This is a genomic window from Psychrobacter sp. ASPA161_9, from assembly GCF_051970275.1.
In the GTDB taxonomy this organism is placed as follows: Bacteria; Pseudomonadota; Gammaproteobacteria; order Pseudomonadales; family Moraxellaceae; genus Psychrobacter.
The window spans coordinates 99,637-115,801 of sequence record NZ_JBEFNI010000004.1; the positions used below are offsets into that span (position 1 = coordinate 99,637).

A 16,165-nucleotide genomic window follows, 5' to 3' on the forward strand; every position below is an offset into this window, starting at 1 on the left:
TTACCAATTCGAGACGCTACCGTTTTAAATGTCGTTGCCAAATTTGCGCTAATATACATTCGGTTACATCATAATACCCAGTTGTTGGCAACGCTCGCTATTTAGGTGAATACGTACAAATTCACCAACTTCTAGATCGCCTAATTCAAATCCTGCTACAGACCAGCGAATGAGGCGTAAGCAAGGTAAGCCAACATGCGCCGACATTCGTCTTACTTGACGGTTTTTACCTTCATAGATAGTCAGCATCAGCCATGAGTCTGGCACGCTTTTACGCTCGCGTATCGGTGGGTCACGTTGCCATAGGGACATTGGTAACTCATCTTCACTTAACTGTTTGACTTTGGCAGGTAGGGTTTTTCCATCTTTAAGAACAACGCCTTTTTCAAGCTGACTTAGTTGCTGAGGAGTAGGGATGCCCTCAACTTGCACTAAATAAGTTTTACCTTGTTTGTGCCCATCATTGGCTTTTGGCGGATGTGTAATGGCTTTATTTACCCGACCATCACTTGTCAAAATCAGTAAACCTTCTGAGGTCGCATCAAGTCGACCGGCGACTCGTAAGGACTTGTCAGTGAAGTATTGCGATAAAGTGGTATGGTCGTTATTACTATCGTCCCGAAACTGACTTTGCACCCCGTAAGGCTTATTGAATAAAATGAGGCTTGATGTCGACATAGAGCAGATATATCCAAACAGAAGAGTAAATTAAGAAAGTTTAATAAAATAAAAAAGGAGAACAGATGAGAAAGAGAAACAGGGGTAAATACTATTGTCTGACATTTTGAAACCAAGCAATCAAACGATAGGTGTTAGGGTGTACTTAATTAGGTATTTAATACTTACAGACTGTGTTAATTAATCTATTACTATCATACAATAAAGAGGTAAGATTAAAACCATACTAAAATAGTGGTATTTGCAATATTGATATTCGTATATGGCCTATGTATCAGAGAAATTATCATCTAGCACCTTATTTTAGTACTATGATCCTGATGATTTATAACATTTTTTACAGATTTTTATATAGCTCACAACTAAAAAAACCAACCATTGTTAAATTTGTGCAGTAGGAAATTAGCTAGCATAACAGAGTGATAAGCGTGCTTGCGACCTATAACATACAACCAAGGAGTTTTATTCATGTCCTATGATAAGGTTATCGTACCAAGAGACGGAGAAAAAATCACCGTAAACGCTGATTTGTCGTTGAATGTCCCTAATAATCCAATCATCCCATTCGTTGAAGGTGATGGTATCGGTGTAGATATCACTCCTGTCATGATAAAAGTGGTTAATGCTGCAGTGGATAAGGCATATCATGGCAAAAAATCAATCATCTGGATGGAGGCTTACTTAGGTGAAAAAGCAGCCAAAATTTACGATGGTGATTACCTGCCAAGTGAAACGCTAGAGATTTTAAAAGACTATGTTATCAGTATTAAAGGCCCATTGACTACGCCTGTTGGCGGCGGCTTTCGCTCGTTGAACGTGGCGGTACGTCAAGAGCTTGATTTATATGTCTGTCAGCGTCCAGTACGTTGGTTTGAAGGCGTACCAAGCCCAGTTCACCATCCGGAGCTAACTGATATGGTTATTTTCCGCGAAAACTCAGAAGATATCTATGCAGGTATTGAGTGGAAAGCGGGCAGTGATGAAGCCAAGAAAATCATCAAATTCTTAAAAGAAGAAATGGGTGTCACGAAGATTCGCTTCTCTGATGACTGTGGTATCGGTATCAAGCCAGTATCAAAAGAAGGCTCTCAGCGCCTAGTGCGTAAGGCCATTCAACATGCTATCGATAATGATTTGCCAAGTGTGACGCTGGTTCACAAAGGTAATATTATGAAGTTCACCGAAGGTGCGTTTAAAGAGTGGGGCTATGAGATAGCCGCAGAGCGTTTCGGTGCTGAGCTATTAGATGGTGGTCCTTGGATGACGATGAAAAACCCAAAAACGGGTAATGATATTATCATCAAAGACGTAATCGCTGATGCGTTCTTACAACAGATTTTGATGCGCCCTGCTGATTACTCAGTAGTCGCAACACTGAACCTGAACGGTGACTATATCTCGGATGCACTAGCAGCTGAGGTTGGTGGTATTGGTATCGCACCAGGTGCTAATAAAGGTGGAGCTGTCTCTGTCTATGAAGCGACTCATGGTACTGCGCCTAAATATGCTGGCCAGAACAAAGTAAACCCAGGGTCATTAATTCTATCAGCTGAGATGATGTTACGTGATATGGGCTGGGTCGAAGCAGCAGACCTCATTATCGAAGGTATTCAAGGTGCTATCGCTAATAAGACGGTCACTTACGACTTTGAACGCTTAATGCCAGATGCTATCTTACTTAGTACTTCTGAGTTTGGTAAGGCGATAATTAAGCATATGGATGCATAGTCATCGCTCTATCATGAGCTAAAAGCAATTTAATATAAGTGTTAAACAAGCCATCTACAATAATGTAGGTAGCTTTTTTTATCGTCGTTTTTAATGGTGTTTTTTCACAGTTAGCTTTTACGAAAGTTTTATAACTAGCACAAAAAAACGCCCCAAAGATCTAAGAACTTTGGGGCGTTCTACAGGCTTGATAAGTTAAGGTGCAAATCCACCTAACCTTACCTACACAAGACTAATAACTCTAGCAATCAATTATAACGATGCTAAAGTGTCATTAAATAAGGCACTTGGACGCATTACTTGCTTAGCCAATTCTTCATCTGCATAGTAGTAGCCTTTGATGTCTACAGACTTGCCCTGAACCTTACTAAGCTCTTTAACAATTGCGTCTTCATTGTCTTTCAGCTTTTGCGCAAATGGTGTAAATTGCGCTTTTAGTTCGCTATCTTGCTCTTGTGCCGCTAGCTCTTCGGCCCAGTACATGGCTAGATAGAAATGGCTGCCACGGTTATCTATTTCACCAGTTTTACGTGATGGTGACTTGTCATTTAGCAACAGTTTTTCTGTCGCTTTATCTAGCGTATCTGCCAATACTTTAGCTTTAGCATTGTCATCGTTGCTAGCCAAGTGTTCTAAAGATACCGTCAATGCTAAAAACTCACCTAGTGAATCCCAACGTAAGTGGTTTTCTTCTACTAGCTGCTCAACGTGCTTCGGAGCAGAACCACCTGCACCCGTTTCAAACAAACCACCGCCTTTCATTAACGGTACGACAGATAGCATCTTGGCACTCGTTCCCAACTCTAGAATTGGGAATAAGTCAGTTAGATAGTCACGTAAAATGTTACCAGTTGCTGAGATAGTATCAAGACCACGAGCAACGCGCTCTAAGGTATAACGCATGGCGCGAACCTGTGACATGATTTCAATATGCAGGCCGTCAGTGTCATGATCTTTCAAGTAAGTATTGACTTTTTTGATCAGCTCATTCTCATGTGGACGGTATGGGTCTAACCAGAAGATGACAGGGGTGTCTGATTCACGCGCGCGGCGTACGGCAAGCTTAACCCAATCTTGGATAGGTAAGTCTTTAACTTGACACATGCGCCAGATATCGCCTTTTTCAACACGCTTTTCAAGCAATACTTCATCGGTATCAACGTCAACAATACGTGCAATACCTGCATCACTAGACTCAAAGGTCTTATCGTGCGAGCCATACTCTTCGGCTTTTTGTGCCATGAGGCCAACGTTAGGGACAGTACCCATAGTTGTTGGGTCAAAGTTACCATGCCATTTACAGAAGTTGATCATCTCTTGATAAATACGGGCAAAGGTAGACTCAGGCATGACGGCTTTACAATCATATAGTTTGCCATCAGCGCCCCACATTTTACCGCCATTGCGAATCATAGCAGGCATAGATGCATCGACAATAATGTCGCTTGGTGAATGGAAGTTGGTGATACCTTTTGCAGAATCAACCATGGCCAGACGTGGGCGATGCTCTTGACAAGCATGCAAATCTTGCTCAATCTCTTCACGCTTTGATGCCGGTAGTGTTGAGATTTTGTCGTATAGGTCAGCCATACCGTTGTTGACGTTAATGCCTAACTCATCGAAGAAAGCACCATGCTTGTCAAATGCATCTTTATAATAAATTCTGACGGCATGTCCAAACACGATAGGGTGTGACACTTTCATCATAGTTGCTTTTACGTGCAGTGAAAACAAGATGCCAGCTTCGCGGCAATCTTCCATTTCTTGCTCATAAAACTCTAATAATGATTTTTTGCTCATGACCATCAAATCAATGACTTCTTTATCTTGTAGCGCAATTTTAGGCTTCAAGACCTTACTGGTGCCATCATCAAGTAACAAGTCCATACGTACATTACGGGCTTTGTCCAAGGTCATCGATTGTTCGCCATCATAGAAGTCGCCGCCATGCATGTGTGACACGTGCGTGCTTGACCACTGTTTCCATTCACCCATAGAATGCGGATGTTTGCGAGCATAGTTCTTGACGGCTTTAGGAGCGCGGCGGTCTGAGTTACCCTCACGCAATACGGGGTTAACCGAACTGCCTAGGCTTTTACCATAACGCTTACGTAGCTCTTTTTCTTCGTCAGATTGTGGATCTTCAGGAAAATCAGGTAACGCGAAGCCTTTGCTTTGCAGCTCTTTGATAGCAGCTTTAAGCTGCTGCACAGAAGCACTGATGTTTGGCAGCTTGATAATATTGGTGTTAGGGTCTTGTGTTAGACGACCAAGCTCAGCTAAATTATCTGGAACGCGTTGTTCTTCTGTTAGGTATTCAGGGAATTCAGCCAATACTCGCGCGGCAACAGAGATATCACTGGTTTCAACAGCAATCCCTGCTGTTTTTGTAAAAGCTTCAACAATAGGTAAGAAGGATAGGGTTGCTAGAGCAGGGGCCTCATCAGTTTTGGTATAAATAATCTTTGACATTTATAATTGTTCCTCTAGTCTGTAGTGAATAATAGAGCTTAAATATGACTTAACAAGTCTATGCAATAATGATTATGCGGTTAATTTGAACAAATCGTAGGTAGTCTTAAAACACTTGGAAACTTCTGAAAATCTTCAGTCGCTAACATTCACTAAAATAAGACTTAGAACATACGCTCTAAACTGTTTGAAAGTGAACTGTTGACGGCATATCATAGTGAATCCACTATAAATACGATACGATGTCAATCTTATATAATGAACTAAGTGTACCGTTTTCGCTCATATCCTATGTATCGGAATTATATTAAGCTAATAACAACGTTATTCTACCAGTCATCAGCCTCGATATCATCTTTTCCATTCAAGTACCGCTCTTTAACCCTGTTTTTTAAAGTAAAAGCGATAAAATCGGTATATATATACACATTGCAAATACAATTGACAGACAAACAGCACTTAATATTGTTATTAAATAATAAAACGTCAAGTAAAGTCATCTGCATTTTTGTAGGTGGCTTTTTTATGCTTGGTTGTAAACCATTATGATAAATTATCTATTTTCGATGTTTATTTTATCTGCATTTTTTGCAAATTGTGACAGCAAAATATCTGACGTTTGGTAGGCTAGACGATAAAGAGAAAACAGTGTGAGCCTTATGAATCTACAGTATGCGCTACTTAACGATACCAGTTGGCAGAGTCGAGCCGATTGGCAACTGCCTGATACCCCTTTTATGTCGTTTGCCTTTTGGCAGGCATTGATAGACACCGGTGCGATTGGTGAGCGGGCAGGATGGTTGCCTATCTTCATTTTGGTCTATCGTACAGATGGTGCTGAGAGTGAAGCGTTAGATGATCCAACCACCACAGCACCAGTGGACATCTCTCAGCCTGTCGCTGTCATGCCAGTCTTTGTAAAAGACCATCATCGTGGCGAATTCGTCTTTGATCACGCATGGGCACAGGCTTATGCGCATTACGGCATCGATTATTACCCGCGTCTGGTGACAAGCTCGCCTTATACACCGATTACCGGTCAGCGATTGTGGTTGGCAGCTGGTGAAACGCTTAACGCCGATATTGTAAAAACTGCGATAGCAGGGGTGGATGATATCGCGCAGCAAGTAGGAGCATCAGGCTGGCATGGGTTGTTTGTGACGCCAGAATTAGCCAAACTTGCGACGTCATCAATGCCTGCCAATCATATGGTTGATCCAGCGCAAGTAACCAATACTGAAATAGTAGAGCTTACTGCAAACAATCCTATCCTTGAGCGCCAAGGCTGTCAGTTCCTATGGCAGAATGAGGACTTACTGCAAGATGGTCAGCCCTTTGCGGACTTCGATGCGTTCTTAATGACATTGACTGCTAAAAAACGTAAAAATATTCGCGCTGAGCGTAGGAAGGTTGCTGCACAAGAAATTTACTGTGTTCGTAAGTGCGGAGATGAAATTACTGATGCGGATTGGAAGGCGTTTTATCATTGTTATGTGATGACCTATGCCGTTCGCGGACAGCAGCCATATCTAAAAGAAGCGTTTTTTATGGCATTGGCAAAAGACATGCCTGAGTATCTGTTTTTAGCGCAAGCTTATGATAGTAATGATGAGATTATTGCCAGTAGCTTGTTTTTATACGATAAACCTCATAGCGAAAATGCGACTTTATATGGTCGTTATTGGGGAGCGCTTGGTGAGTATGACAGCTTGCATTTTGAGCTGTGCTATTATCAAGGCATTGAGTTTGCCATTGAGCAGGGTCTGAAAAATTTTGATCCAGGTACTCAAGGCGAGCACAAATTAATACGGGGTTTTATTCCAACCAAAACGCATTCTTTGCACCGTATTTATGATCCGCGTTTTGTACCAGCGATTGCAGACTTCTGTACAAAAGATCGACTACAAATGGCGCGATATCGCCAGCAAGCACATGATGCATTACCATTTAATATTGATAATATGCCCAAGTTTATTGATCATGATCAATAAGGTTTGATAATCATGATTAATATCGGCTTTTCTTTTCTAACCTCTCACATTTAGTCACTTATGCCCAGTCACTCCTTTGATTATTCCAATACTTCGATACCACCAATTGAGCTACTATCGTGGCTCAATGCCGAAGGCTCTTTGACTGCAATGCTCGAAGAAAGGGCAGGACAGCCATTACGCGTAGAGCGTAGTTTTGAAGGCTATCGTCAGCTTACGTTACGTCAAAAGCAGCAACTAGGTCTACATCGCTCAGCATTTAATCGTCCGATGCTAGCATGGGTACGTGAAGTTCAGCTGTATGGTAATGATGACAGGCCTTGGGTACAGGCGCAAAGTGTCTTTCCTTTGTCAAGTCTAAAAGGACGCGCGCGCCGTCTACAGCAACTAAAAGGCACTCCTATCGGCTACGTCTTATTTAAATGCAGCCGCACCTTACCTAATAAGCGTTCTGTTTGCTTAACTGACGATGGTTGGCAACGCCAAACACGTTATGATTGGTATGGACGCAAATTACTTATCAGCGAGACCTTTTTATCAGCATTTTTGTCCGGCAATGCTTGAGGATTTTTAATAAATATACGTCTTATAGATAAACGTTGCTAAATATGACGTATCTAACATGTGCTGGCATGTATTAAAAATAAGTAAGCTATTTATTTTATTGGCTATTTATTTACGTTATAGGGGCATTTAATTAACGCATCTTAAGGTGAGGTTTTTTTGCGTTCGTAACATAAAGTTTCATGTTACACTTGAGTGCAGCGATACCCTAAATGTAGGAGCGCATCGAAAATATTGCTGAGAGCGAGATGTCAATTCTAGACTTCTTCCTTCTAATAGCTCCCTTCTAATAATAGTCAATATATAGGACATTAATATGTTTAAAGATATATCTATCAAAGAGTTTGATCCAGTACTTTCTGAAGCTATGGAAGCTGAAAGTGTACGTCAAGAAAACCACATTGAGCTTATTGCATCAGAAAACTATTGCTCGCAAGCAGTGATGGAAGCGCAAGGAACAGATCTAACCAACAAATATGCTGAAGGCTATCCAGGTAAGCGTTATTATGGTGGCTGCGAGCACGTTGATGTCGTTGAGCAATTGGCTATTGATCGCGCAAAAGAATTGTTCGGTGCCGAGTATGTAAACGTACAGCCGCATTCAGGTAGCCAAGCAAACTCAGCAGTATTTTTAGCATTGCTTGAGCCTAATGACACGGTACTAGGCATGAGCCTAGACGCGGGTGGTCACTTGACTCATGGCGCGCATATTAACTTCTCAGGCCTTAACTACAATGCGGTACAGTACGGCTTGGTTGAGGGCACTGGCCTTATCGATTATGACGAAGTTGAGCGTTTGGCAAAAGAGCATAAGCCTAAAATGATTATTGCTGGTTTTTCAGCCTATTCACAAGTGGTCGATTGGGCGCGTTTCCGTGAAATCGCCGACGAAGTAGGTGCGTACTTACTGGTAGATATGGCACACGTCGCTGGTCTTATCGCTGGTGGCGTTTACCCAAGCCCAGTACCTTTCGCTGATGTAGTGACTACTACAACCCACAAAACACTACGTGGCCCGCGTTCAGGTATGATCTTGGCACGTGATGAGAAGCTGGCGAAAAAGCTCAACTCTGCTGTATTCCCAGGCAACCAAGGTGGCCCGTTGATGCACGTAATCGCTGCCAAAGCGATTTGCTTCAAAGAAGCCTTAGAAGATAACTTCAAAACTTACCAGCAGCAAGTCGTTAAAAACGCCCAAGCAATGGCTAAAGTCATCCAAGAGCGTGGTTATGAAATCATCTCTGGTGGTACTGAAAACCATCTCATGCTTATCAGCTTAGTTAAGCAAGAAATGACTGGTAAAGAAGCGGACAAATGGCTTGGCGATGCACATATCACTGTGAATAAAAACGCAGTACCAAATGATCCAAAATCTCCTTTCGTAACTTCTGGTATCCGTATTGGTACGCCAGCGATTACTACTCGCGGCTTTAACGAAGCACAAGCTAGTGATTTAGCTGGTTGGATCTGCGATGTCCTGGACAGCCGTGGTGATGAAAAAGTCCTTGCTGAAATACGTGGCAAAGTAGAAGCTATCTGTAAAGATCTACCAGTTTACGAAAAAAACCAGTAGGCCAGTTCTCTTAATTTTAGCCAGCGCTTATTAAGTGTTGGTTAAAATAAAAACCGCTTAGCTTTTGCTAGGCGGTTTTTTTGTTTTCTTAGGCAATTAGGTCTGATGCTATTACACTCTTAACTTACATAAACGGCAACTTCGTAAATATCTGCAATATCGTGGCGTTGACGATATCAACGAAGAAAGCACCAACCATCGGCACAATCAAAAACGCTTTAGGTGATGGCAAGTAGCGATCGGTGACCGCCTGCATATTGGCAATCGCAGTCGGCGTTGCGCCCATACCAAAACCACAATGTCCTGCTGATAACACAGCTGCATCATAGTTTTTTCCCATTACTTTGAACGTTATAAAGTAGACATACACAATCATAATCGCTGTCTGCACTAGCAAGATAATTAATACAGGACCCGCTAAATCAGTCAACTGCCAAAGTTTTAATGACAGCAATGCCATCGCTAAGAATAGACTCAAAGAAGCGTTACCAAACACATCAATGGAGCGGTCGAACATATCAAAATCAAACACCATCGTTAACACATTACGGATAATGACACCGCCTGCCAGTGCCCAAACGAAGGTGGGTAACTCAAACCAAGTATCTGCTGCAACGAGTGTCATGGCATCTGCAAATGCCAATGCACCAGCAAATAGTGCCAAGGTCTCAATGGTAGAGGAGGCAGTAATAAAGCGCATACTGTCAGGTCTTTCAAAGATTTCTTTATTGCTATGCGCTGAATCTTCATCATGTTTGGTACTGTACAATGACTGCGCACCAGCTACCTTTTCGATGTCACTAGGATTTGGATTGGCTGGTGTCGGTTTTAGACCAAGCCTTTGAATCAAGCGCCGCGCAACAGGACCACCAACGATACCACCTGCTACCAAGCCATAGGTTGCAACCGCGATACCAAGCGTCGTCGCTCCAACCACGCCATAATCTTCTTCTAAAGTAATGCCCCAAGCACCTGCTGTGCCGTGTCCTCCGGTAAGAGCAATAGAACCTGTTACTAATCCGAGTAGAGGATCAAGTCCCAATGCGCTTGCCATGGCCACGCCCACGACATCTTGCAAGACAATAAAAACTGATACCACAATAGTGAAAATTAATAACGGCGAACCACCCGCTTTAAGCCTACCAAAGTCAGCACTGAGTCCAATAGAGGCAAAGAACATGAGCATAGTTGCCGTCTGCAAACCTTGATGAAAGTTAAAGGTATATCCCCAAAAAATATTTAAAATATAGACAACAATTGCAGCAACCAAGCCACCAGCAACTGGCTCTGGAATGTTAAAGTCTTCTAAAAACTTAATTCTCTTAACCAAAAAGCGTCCCAGCAGTAGCACTAAGGTGGCTAATATCAATGTGTAATAGCCGTTTAAAGTAATTTCCATACGTTAATCCTTTCTCTAAATATTAATTAACCTGAATCCGGGATAAATATGGCTTTATCTCGAAATCAGGTTTTTGTGATAATTAGCGACTAGTCCTTATCTTCGGACGACACAATTTCGGACGAAACAATCACCCACAATTGCGGCTTACCAAAATCTTTGTAGGCATCTTCAATAATGCTTTTAAAAACGTTAAAGTCTTCAGTATTGATGTTTTCTGTCTTAGTTAAACTGAGCTGTAAATGAGTGACATCACTATCCGTCAAGCAGTCCCAAGCACTGTCCCAATTATGGGCAAAGTAGCTAGGAAAATCGCACGCTTTGGCTAAGCTGGTTAAAAGATTTTCTTTATCAAGCACTTTACCGATGGGGATGTTAACAGCCTGCTCAGGAATGCTGTCACTAAGTGTTGTACCGTTTTGGTTAATATAGTAAATGGCTTGGCTCATATTAATTTACCTCCAATTTTCGAAAGCTATCGTAGTGGTCGACGGTCAAATAATATATGGTTGGAGGATTACCACCAGTGACAATGCGCCGCGCCCCGCGATGAGAAACCCCAGGCGTAGGTACGGTATATTCACGGTAGTAGCCTTGGGACTGCGCGGGTAGTCTGCCTTCTCGATTATAAAAAGTAGTACCGTCTTTATTAGGATATGGAAAAGGTCCACCTTGTTGAATAAGCGTGATGGTTTGGTCTATCTGAGGGTCGCCAGTTATGCCACGTGCCTTTGATTGGCTCGTTTCCGATGAGGTTTGTGATATAGAGTTCGGTTGGACGCTATCTGTAAAAAAAGTAGACTTTAAATCTGCAAAGAAATAAACAGCGACTGCAATGATAGTTATCAAACTAAATAGGGTAGATAGCGAGCTTTTCTTATTTTGGCTACTACGATGGTGGTTGCGATTGCTATGATTGTTTCGATTATTCTGACTATTGTGAAAGCCATTATTTTGACCGATATTACTTGACGAGCGCGTGGGGTAATCTGAATCTGCGCTTTCCTTAAGGCTTAATGAAACATCAGTGACTTCAGTGGCACGCAATTGATTTTTATCGTTACGTTCACTATTGAAATAGACTCTTTGACCTACGGTGATTGGTTGCGACAACTTCACTTTACTGACATGAAAAAACACGTCTTCACTTTGATTATCTACGTCGATAAAGCCATAGCCTTTATCTTGTTTCCAGTGTTTGATTTCGCCACTTTGCATGCGTATGTCGTCCTGTAAGCTTCCTGTTTTTATAACTAATAAAAAACGCCAGCAATTAGGCTGACGTTTTTTGTGGATTATACTTTAGGTCAAGCTACAAATGGTAGTTTAAAGCATAATAAGTTAGGCGCGGGTCTCACCATGTCCATAGACGATCCATTTTTGTGAGGTCAAACCTTCAAGACCTACAGGACCACGCGCATGAATCTTGTCGGTTGAGATACCAATCTCTGCACCCAAACCATATTCAAAGCCATCAGCAAATCGGCTAGAGGCATTAATCATCACGCTAGCTGAGTCTACTTCACGGATAAAGCGCTGCGACTTAGTATAGTTATCAGTGATAATGACATCGGTATGATGGCTGCCATGGGTGTTGATATGTTCAATCGCTTCATCAAGGCCTGCCACGATTTTAATCGCTAAAATAGGTGCTAGATATTCGGTATCCCAATCCTCATCTGTCGCTGCTGATAAATGTCCATCAAGCTTAGCGTTGTCATTTAAGATAGCTTGCGACTTATCATCAAGACGCAGTTGCATAGCGTCATCAGCTTGGATAATAGCTTCAGCGATCTGCGGTAGTAGCTCATCTGCAACTGCTTCATCGACCAGCAATGTCTCCATCGTATTGCAAGTACCGTAACGATGTGTTTTAGCGTTGACGCTGACTTCGATGGCGATATTAGGCTTGGCATCGCTATCAATAAAGGTATGACAGTTACCGTCTAAATGTTTGATAACTGGAACTTTAGCGTCATTACTGATACGTGCAATCAAACTTTTACCACCACGCGGTACAATCACATCAACATACTCTGTCATGGTGATAAGCTCGCCAACCGCAGCGCGATCTGTCGTTTGTAGTACTTGAACACTATGTTCAGATAGACCTACATTTTTTAGGCCTTGGTAAATACACTTAGCAATTGCTTGATTAGATTCGAATGCCTCTGAGCCACCGCGTAAAATAATAGCGTTGCCAGATTTTAGGGCAAGAGATGCTGCTTCTAAAGTAACGTTTGGACGTGATTCATAAATCATGCCGACCACGCCAAGTGGCACACGCATTTTACCTAAGTGAATACCTGATGGACGAAAGGTCATGTCAGTCACTTCGCCAATAGGGTCAGGTAGGGTAGAGACGTCTTTGAGACCTTGTAGCATACCCTCAAACCGAGCGTCGTTTAGCTCTAAACGATCCAGTAGGGCAGCATCAAGGTCATTTTTTTGACCATTGTCCATATCAATTTGATTGGCGGATAAAATATCTTGTTTGGCATCAACTAATACATCATGAATCGCCATAAGTGCTGAATTTTTATCGCCAGTATTAGCAGCGGCAAGAGCACGAGATGCTGCACGGGCTTGTTTGCCAACTTGTTGCATGTAAGCGGTGATATCTGTGGTATTTGGTTGACTCATAGATCATTTTCCTTATATCTGTGGATAGACGTTATTGTTCGTCATAATAATAGGTTATACAAAATAAACATGCCAAAGAAGGCAAAAGTGCACAAAGAAGCGCTAATAATGGGTGAAAAGGTAAGTTTTATCCCTGTTACAGCGTTATGCTATTTAACATAGAGGAGTTACAGTCGATAGTAAAGACGAATTTGTGAACAATATCTGCTTCTAACCTATAGTTACTGGCTTTTAAAGGCATGTATTTAGCTTTGTATTGAAGTTGGGTTATAAAGTGCTTTTATTAAAGAGGCCCTTATCAAAGAAAGTTTCATTAATGATATTTTATGATAAACATTTGATACTTATACAGTTACGCATTTTTAACACAACTATGCTGTAACTACTAATGTAGTAACCGGAAGTTGTCAGTATAGTTGAACACTAAATCGTTAAGTATGCACTAGGCTCAATATTGATTGGGTGTGTTTATAAAACTTTTAAATCCCATTATTGCTGATTGAGCGACGGAGAGTTGAGATGAATACCACTAAAAACATGAAAATGATAGAGAAGACCACTCATAAATCTATGCATAAAAAATGGTTGTATGCATCACTAGCAGCAGCGGCTTTAACATTGAGTGCTTGTGCAGATAAAGAAGCACCTATGAGTGAAGACGAAACCGCTATGGATGCTCAGGCAGAAGTAGAGCAGGGTGCAATTGGTGTGGCTAATGATAATCATATGGCAAATGAAGATGTTGCAGTAGCCTCTGAAGATATGGATATGGCTAATGATGCCAATACCGATATGATGAACGACGATGTCGCGGTTGCCGAAGCTAATGATGGCGTAGCGGTAGGTGTTGATGACTCCGAGATGCTAGATGGTAGCGAATCAGAAGAGCATGTTTCTACCTATTAATATTTTTCATAAAATAAAGCTGATAATATAAAAAAAGCTCAGACACGTTAATGCGATCTGAGCTATTTTTATGGATGACGTAATTGGAGATATTAAGCACGAAAAAAGATAGAAAGTTTGCCTTTTAGCCCTGTTTTAAGCGACAATGTGGCGCAAACGACTGATGAGACTTGTCATTATATTGATACGCTACCAGTCCCTATTTTTTTAAGTTATCATAACTTTGTTATTACGCTTCTCTTTTTAATCATTTTTAATGGAAATCCGCTAACCCATGCTTGAGACTGCCGCAAACTCGACTCGCCCTATCGCCTTAGAGTTACAAGATCTTCATAAAAGCTTCGGCTCATTGGCTGTGCTCAAAGGTGTATCACTGACTGCCTATGATGGTGATGTGATCTCTATCTTGGGGTCTTCTGGCTCTGGAAAATCTACTTTATTACGTTGTGTTAATTTGCTCGAAAAGCCAAATCAAGGCCGTATTATTATCGGCAATGATGAGCTCATGCTAAAACCAACAAAGTCCGGTGAGATGCAAGCAGTAGACAACAAACAGCTTGAGAGTTTACGTGCACGCGTGGGTTTTGTATTTCAAAACTTCAATCTATGGCCGCATAAGACAATCCTTCAAAATATTATTGAAGGGCCAACGCAGGTCTTAAGAATTAAAAAAGATCAGGCCATCAGTGATGCCGAAAAGCTACTAGATAAGGTCGGCTTACTCGACAAAAAAGACGCTTACCCTGCCAATTTATCAGGCGGTCAACGTCAGCGTGTCGCTATCGCTCGTGCACTAGCTATGCAGCCTCGTGTATTGTTATTTGATGAGCCAACTTCTGCGCTCGATCCTGAACTCGTTAACGAGGTGCTCGCTGTCATGCGAGACTTGGCAGAAGAGGGACGTACGATGCTAATTGTCACCCATGAGATGCGCTTTGCCCGTGAAGTCTCCAGTAAAGTGGTGTTTTTGCATCAAGGCGTTATTGAAGAGATTGGCACGCCTGAGCAAGTCTTTGACAATCCAACCTCAGAGCGAGTTAAAGAGTTTATGGCATCGCATAGTCAAAACCAGTCATAATAATTTGTTCAATACTCAACACCTTCAAGCATTAAATCATTAAATAACTATTTGATATCGCCAAATATCGATGGCATCAAATAGTTATTCATCATGCTGTCCGTCCTTGCTTAATACTTTATTACTCAATAATGACAGTCAATATGCAAAACGTTTGTTTTTGATATTTTAGTCAGGTATTATCGAGTAGTCTATAAAATGTCAATATTTGTTATTACATTTATTATTTGGCAAGGATGTCAAAAGTTAAAACAACATAATTATCTATCAGAAACCCTATTAAAAAATGAGGAACGTATGATGTCGAACTCTCGTCTATTGTGGTCGTCAATGACCATCACTGCAGCCATTGCGCTTAGTGCTTGTAGCCAACCTGCTAATGAAGCCACTGATACTAATGCTGATGCACCTGCGGCGGACGCAGCTGGTAAGACCATTCGTATTGCGACTGAGGGCGCTTATCCTCCTTTTAACTATACTAATGCTGATGGTAGCTTGGCAGGTTTTGATATCGATGTTGCTAATGCTTTATGTGCGCAAATGCAAGCAAAGTGTGAGATTGTCGCTCAAGATTGGGACGGTATTATTCCAGGTCTACTAGCACAAAAATACGATGCCGTAGTCGCTGGTATGTCAATTACTCCTGAACGTCAAGAAAAAGTCGATTTTACTGAACCTTACTTTGCTAATACGATGGTATGGCTGACCGATACTAACAGTAGCTTTAATCCAGTGGCTATGAAAAACCTGACTTTAGGTGGCCAGCGTTCAACGACTCCAGGCGCTTATCTGCAAGAGAATTACGAAGGTAAAGATGGTAATACCGTTCAGTTATACGACAACTATGACAACGCCTACTTAGATTTAAAATCAGGCCGTAGCGATGCAGTATTGGCTGAAAAAGTCTCTGCCAAATCTTGGTTAGCGGATAATACTGAAGGCTTTGGTATTGTTGGTGATGAAATAGACAATGATGACAATATTGCTATTGCTGTGCGTAAAAACGATTCTCTCAGAGATGACTTCAATAAGGCATTAAGCGAAATCCGTAGTAACGGTGAGCTTGCCCGTCTTGAGCAAGAGAATTTTGGTCAATAATCTTCTGATTTAGAAATAAGAGAATAGCAATTATG

At 41.7% G+C, this 16,165-nt stretch carries 13 protein-coding genes; 7 read left to right on the forward strand and 6 right to left on the reverse strand.

Annotated elements, in window-relative coordinates; all coding sequences use genetic code 11:
- Positions 1-63 precede the first annotated feature (63 nt).
- On the reverse strand, positions 64-678 hold the full coding sequence (locus ACTQ9S_RS06420) for a pseudouridine synthase (RefSeq protein WP_068034237.1): 615 nt from the start codon (positions 676-678) through the stop codon (positions 64-66).
- A gap of 468 nt (positions 679-1,146) precedes the next feature.
- On the opposite strand from ACTQ9S_RS06420, the gene icd reads away from it, so the two are divergent.
- Entirely contained in the window at positions 1,147-2,406 is a 1,260-nt protein-coding gene (icd, locus tag ACTQ9S_RS06425) for an NADP-dependent isocitrate dehydrogenase (RefSeq protein WP_068034238.1), read from the forward strand.
- A gap of 252 nt (positions 2,407-2,658) precedes the next feature.
- Here the strand turns inward: icd and ACTQ9S_RS06430 are convergent, their stop codons facing one another.
- Positions 2,659-4,878 (reverse strand): NADP-dependent isocitrate dehydrogenase, encoded by a 2,220-nt coding sequence (locus ACTQ9S_RS06430; RefSeq protein ID WP_068034240.1) that lies wholly within the window; start codon positions 4,876-4,878, stop codon positions 2,659-2,661.
- Positions 4,879-5,537: 659 nt separating this feature from the next.
- Here ACTQ9S_RS06430 and ACTQ9S_RS06435 point away from each other — a divergent pair.
- The 3 genes from ACTQ9S_RS06435 (at position 5,538) to glyA (ending at position 9,006) form a co-directional block, all read left to right on the forward strand.
- Positions 5,538-6,869: a GNAT family N-acetyltransferase gene (locus ACTQ9S_RS06435; protein WP_440454527.1), complete on the forward strand. Its 1,332-nt coding sequence runs from the start codon at positions 5,538-5,540 to the stop codon at positions 6,867-6,869.
- Positions 6,870-6,929: 60 nt separating this feature from the next.
- Positions 6,930-7,433: a chorismate--pyruvate lyase family protein gene (locus tag ACTQ9S_RS06440; RefSeq protein ID WP_440454462.1), complete on the forward strand. Its 504-nt coding sequence runs from the start codon at positions 6,930-6,932 to the stop codon at positions 7,431-7,433.
- 316 nt (positions 7,434-7,749) lie between these two features.
- Positions 7,750-9,006: a serine hydroxymethyltransferase gene (gene glyA, locus ACTQ9S_RS06445; RefSeq protein ID WP_440454463.1), complete on the forward strand. Its 1,257-nt coding sequence runs from the start codon at positions 7,750-7,752 to the stop codon at positions 9,004-9,006.
- Positions 9,007-9,130: 124 nt separating this feature from the next.
- Here the strand turns inward: glyA and gltS are convergent, their stop codons facing one another.
- The 4 genes from gltS to ACTQ9S_RS06465 all read right to left on the reverse strand — a co-directional run bounded on the left by gltS (position 9,131) and on the right by ACTQ9S_RS06465 (position 13,048).
- Complete coding sequence (gltS, locus tag ACTQ9S_RS06450; RefSeq protein ID WP_068034247.1) at positions 9,131-10,405, reverse strand: sodium/glutamate symporter; 1,275 nt, start codon at positions 10,403-10,405, stop codon at positions 9,131-9,133.
- Positions 10,406-10,494: 89 nt separating this feature from the next.
- Positions 10,495-10,854, reverse strand: coding sequence for a barstar family protein (locus ACTQ9S_RS06455; protein ID WP_440454464.1), 360 nt, complete (start codon positions 10,852-10,854; stop codon positions 10,495-10,497).
- A gap of 1 nt (position 10,855) precedes the next feature.
- Positions 10,856-11,623: a ribonuclease domain-containing protein gene (locus ACTQ9S_RS06460; RefSeq protein WP_440454465.1), complete on the reverse strand. Its 768-nt coding sequence runs from the start codon at positions 11,621-11,623 to the stop codon at positions 10,856-10,858.
- 123 nt (positions 11,624-11,746) lie between these two features.
- On the reverse strand, positions 11,747-13,048 hold the full coding sequence (locus ACTQ9S_RS06465) for a glutamate-5-semialdehyde dehydrogenase (protein ID WP_350655488.1): 1,302 nt from the start codon (positions 13,046-13,048) through the stop codon (positions 11,747-11,749).
- Between the two features lie 519 nt (positions 13,049-13,567).
- Between ACTQ9S_RS06465 and ACTQ9S_RS06470 the strand changes: the two genes are divergently transcribed.
- The 3 genes from ACTQ9S_RS06470 to ACTQ9S_RS06480 all read left to right on the forward strand — a co-directional run bounded on the left by ACTQ9S_RS06470 (position 13,568) and on the right by ACTQ9S_RS06480 (position 16,130).
- Positions 13,568-13,954 (forward strand): hypothetical protein, encoded by a 387-nt coding sequence (locus tag ACTQ9S_RS06470; RefSeq protein WP_440454466.1) that lies wholly within the window; start codon positions 13,568-13,570, stop codon positions 13,952-13,954.
- A gap of 274 nt (positions 13,955-14,228) precedes the next feature.
- Entirely contained in the window at positions 14,229-15,032 is an 804-nt protein-coding gene (locus tag ACTQ9S_RS06475) for an ABC transporter ATP-binding protein (protein WP_440454467.1), read from the forward strand.
- Between the two features lie 297 nt (positions 15,033-15,329).
- Positions 15,330-16,130, forward strand: a complete 801-nt coding sequence (locus ACTQ9S_RS06480) for a transporter substrate-binding domain-containing protein (RefSeq protein ID WP_203226483.1) — start codon at positions 15,330-15,332, stop codon at positions 16,128-16,130.
- The last annotated feature ends 35 nt before the right edge of the window (positions 16,131-16,165 follow it).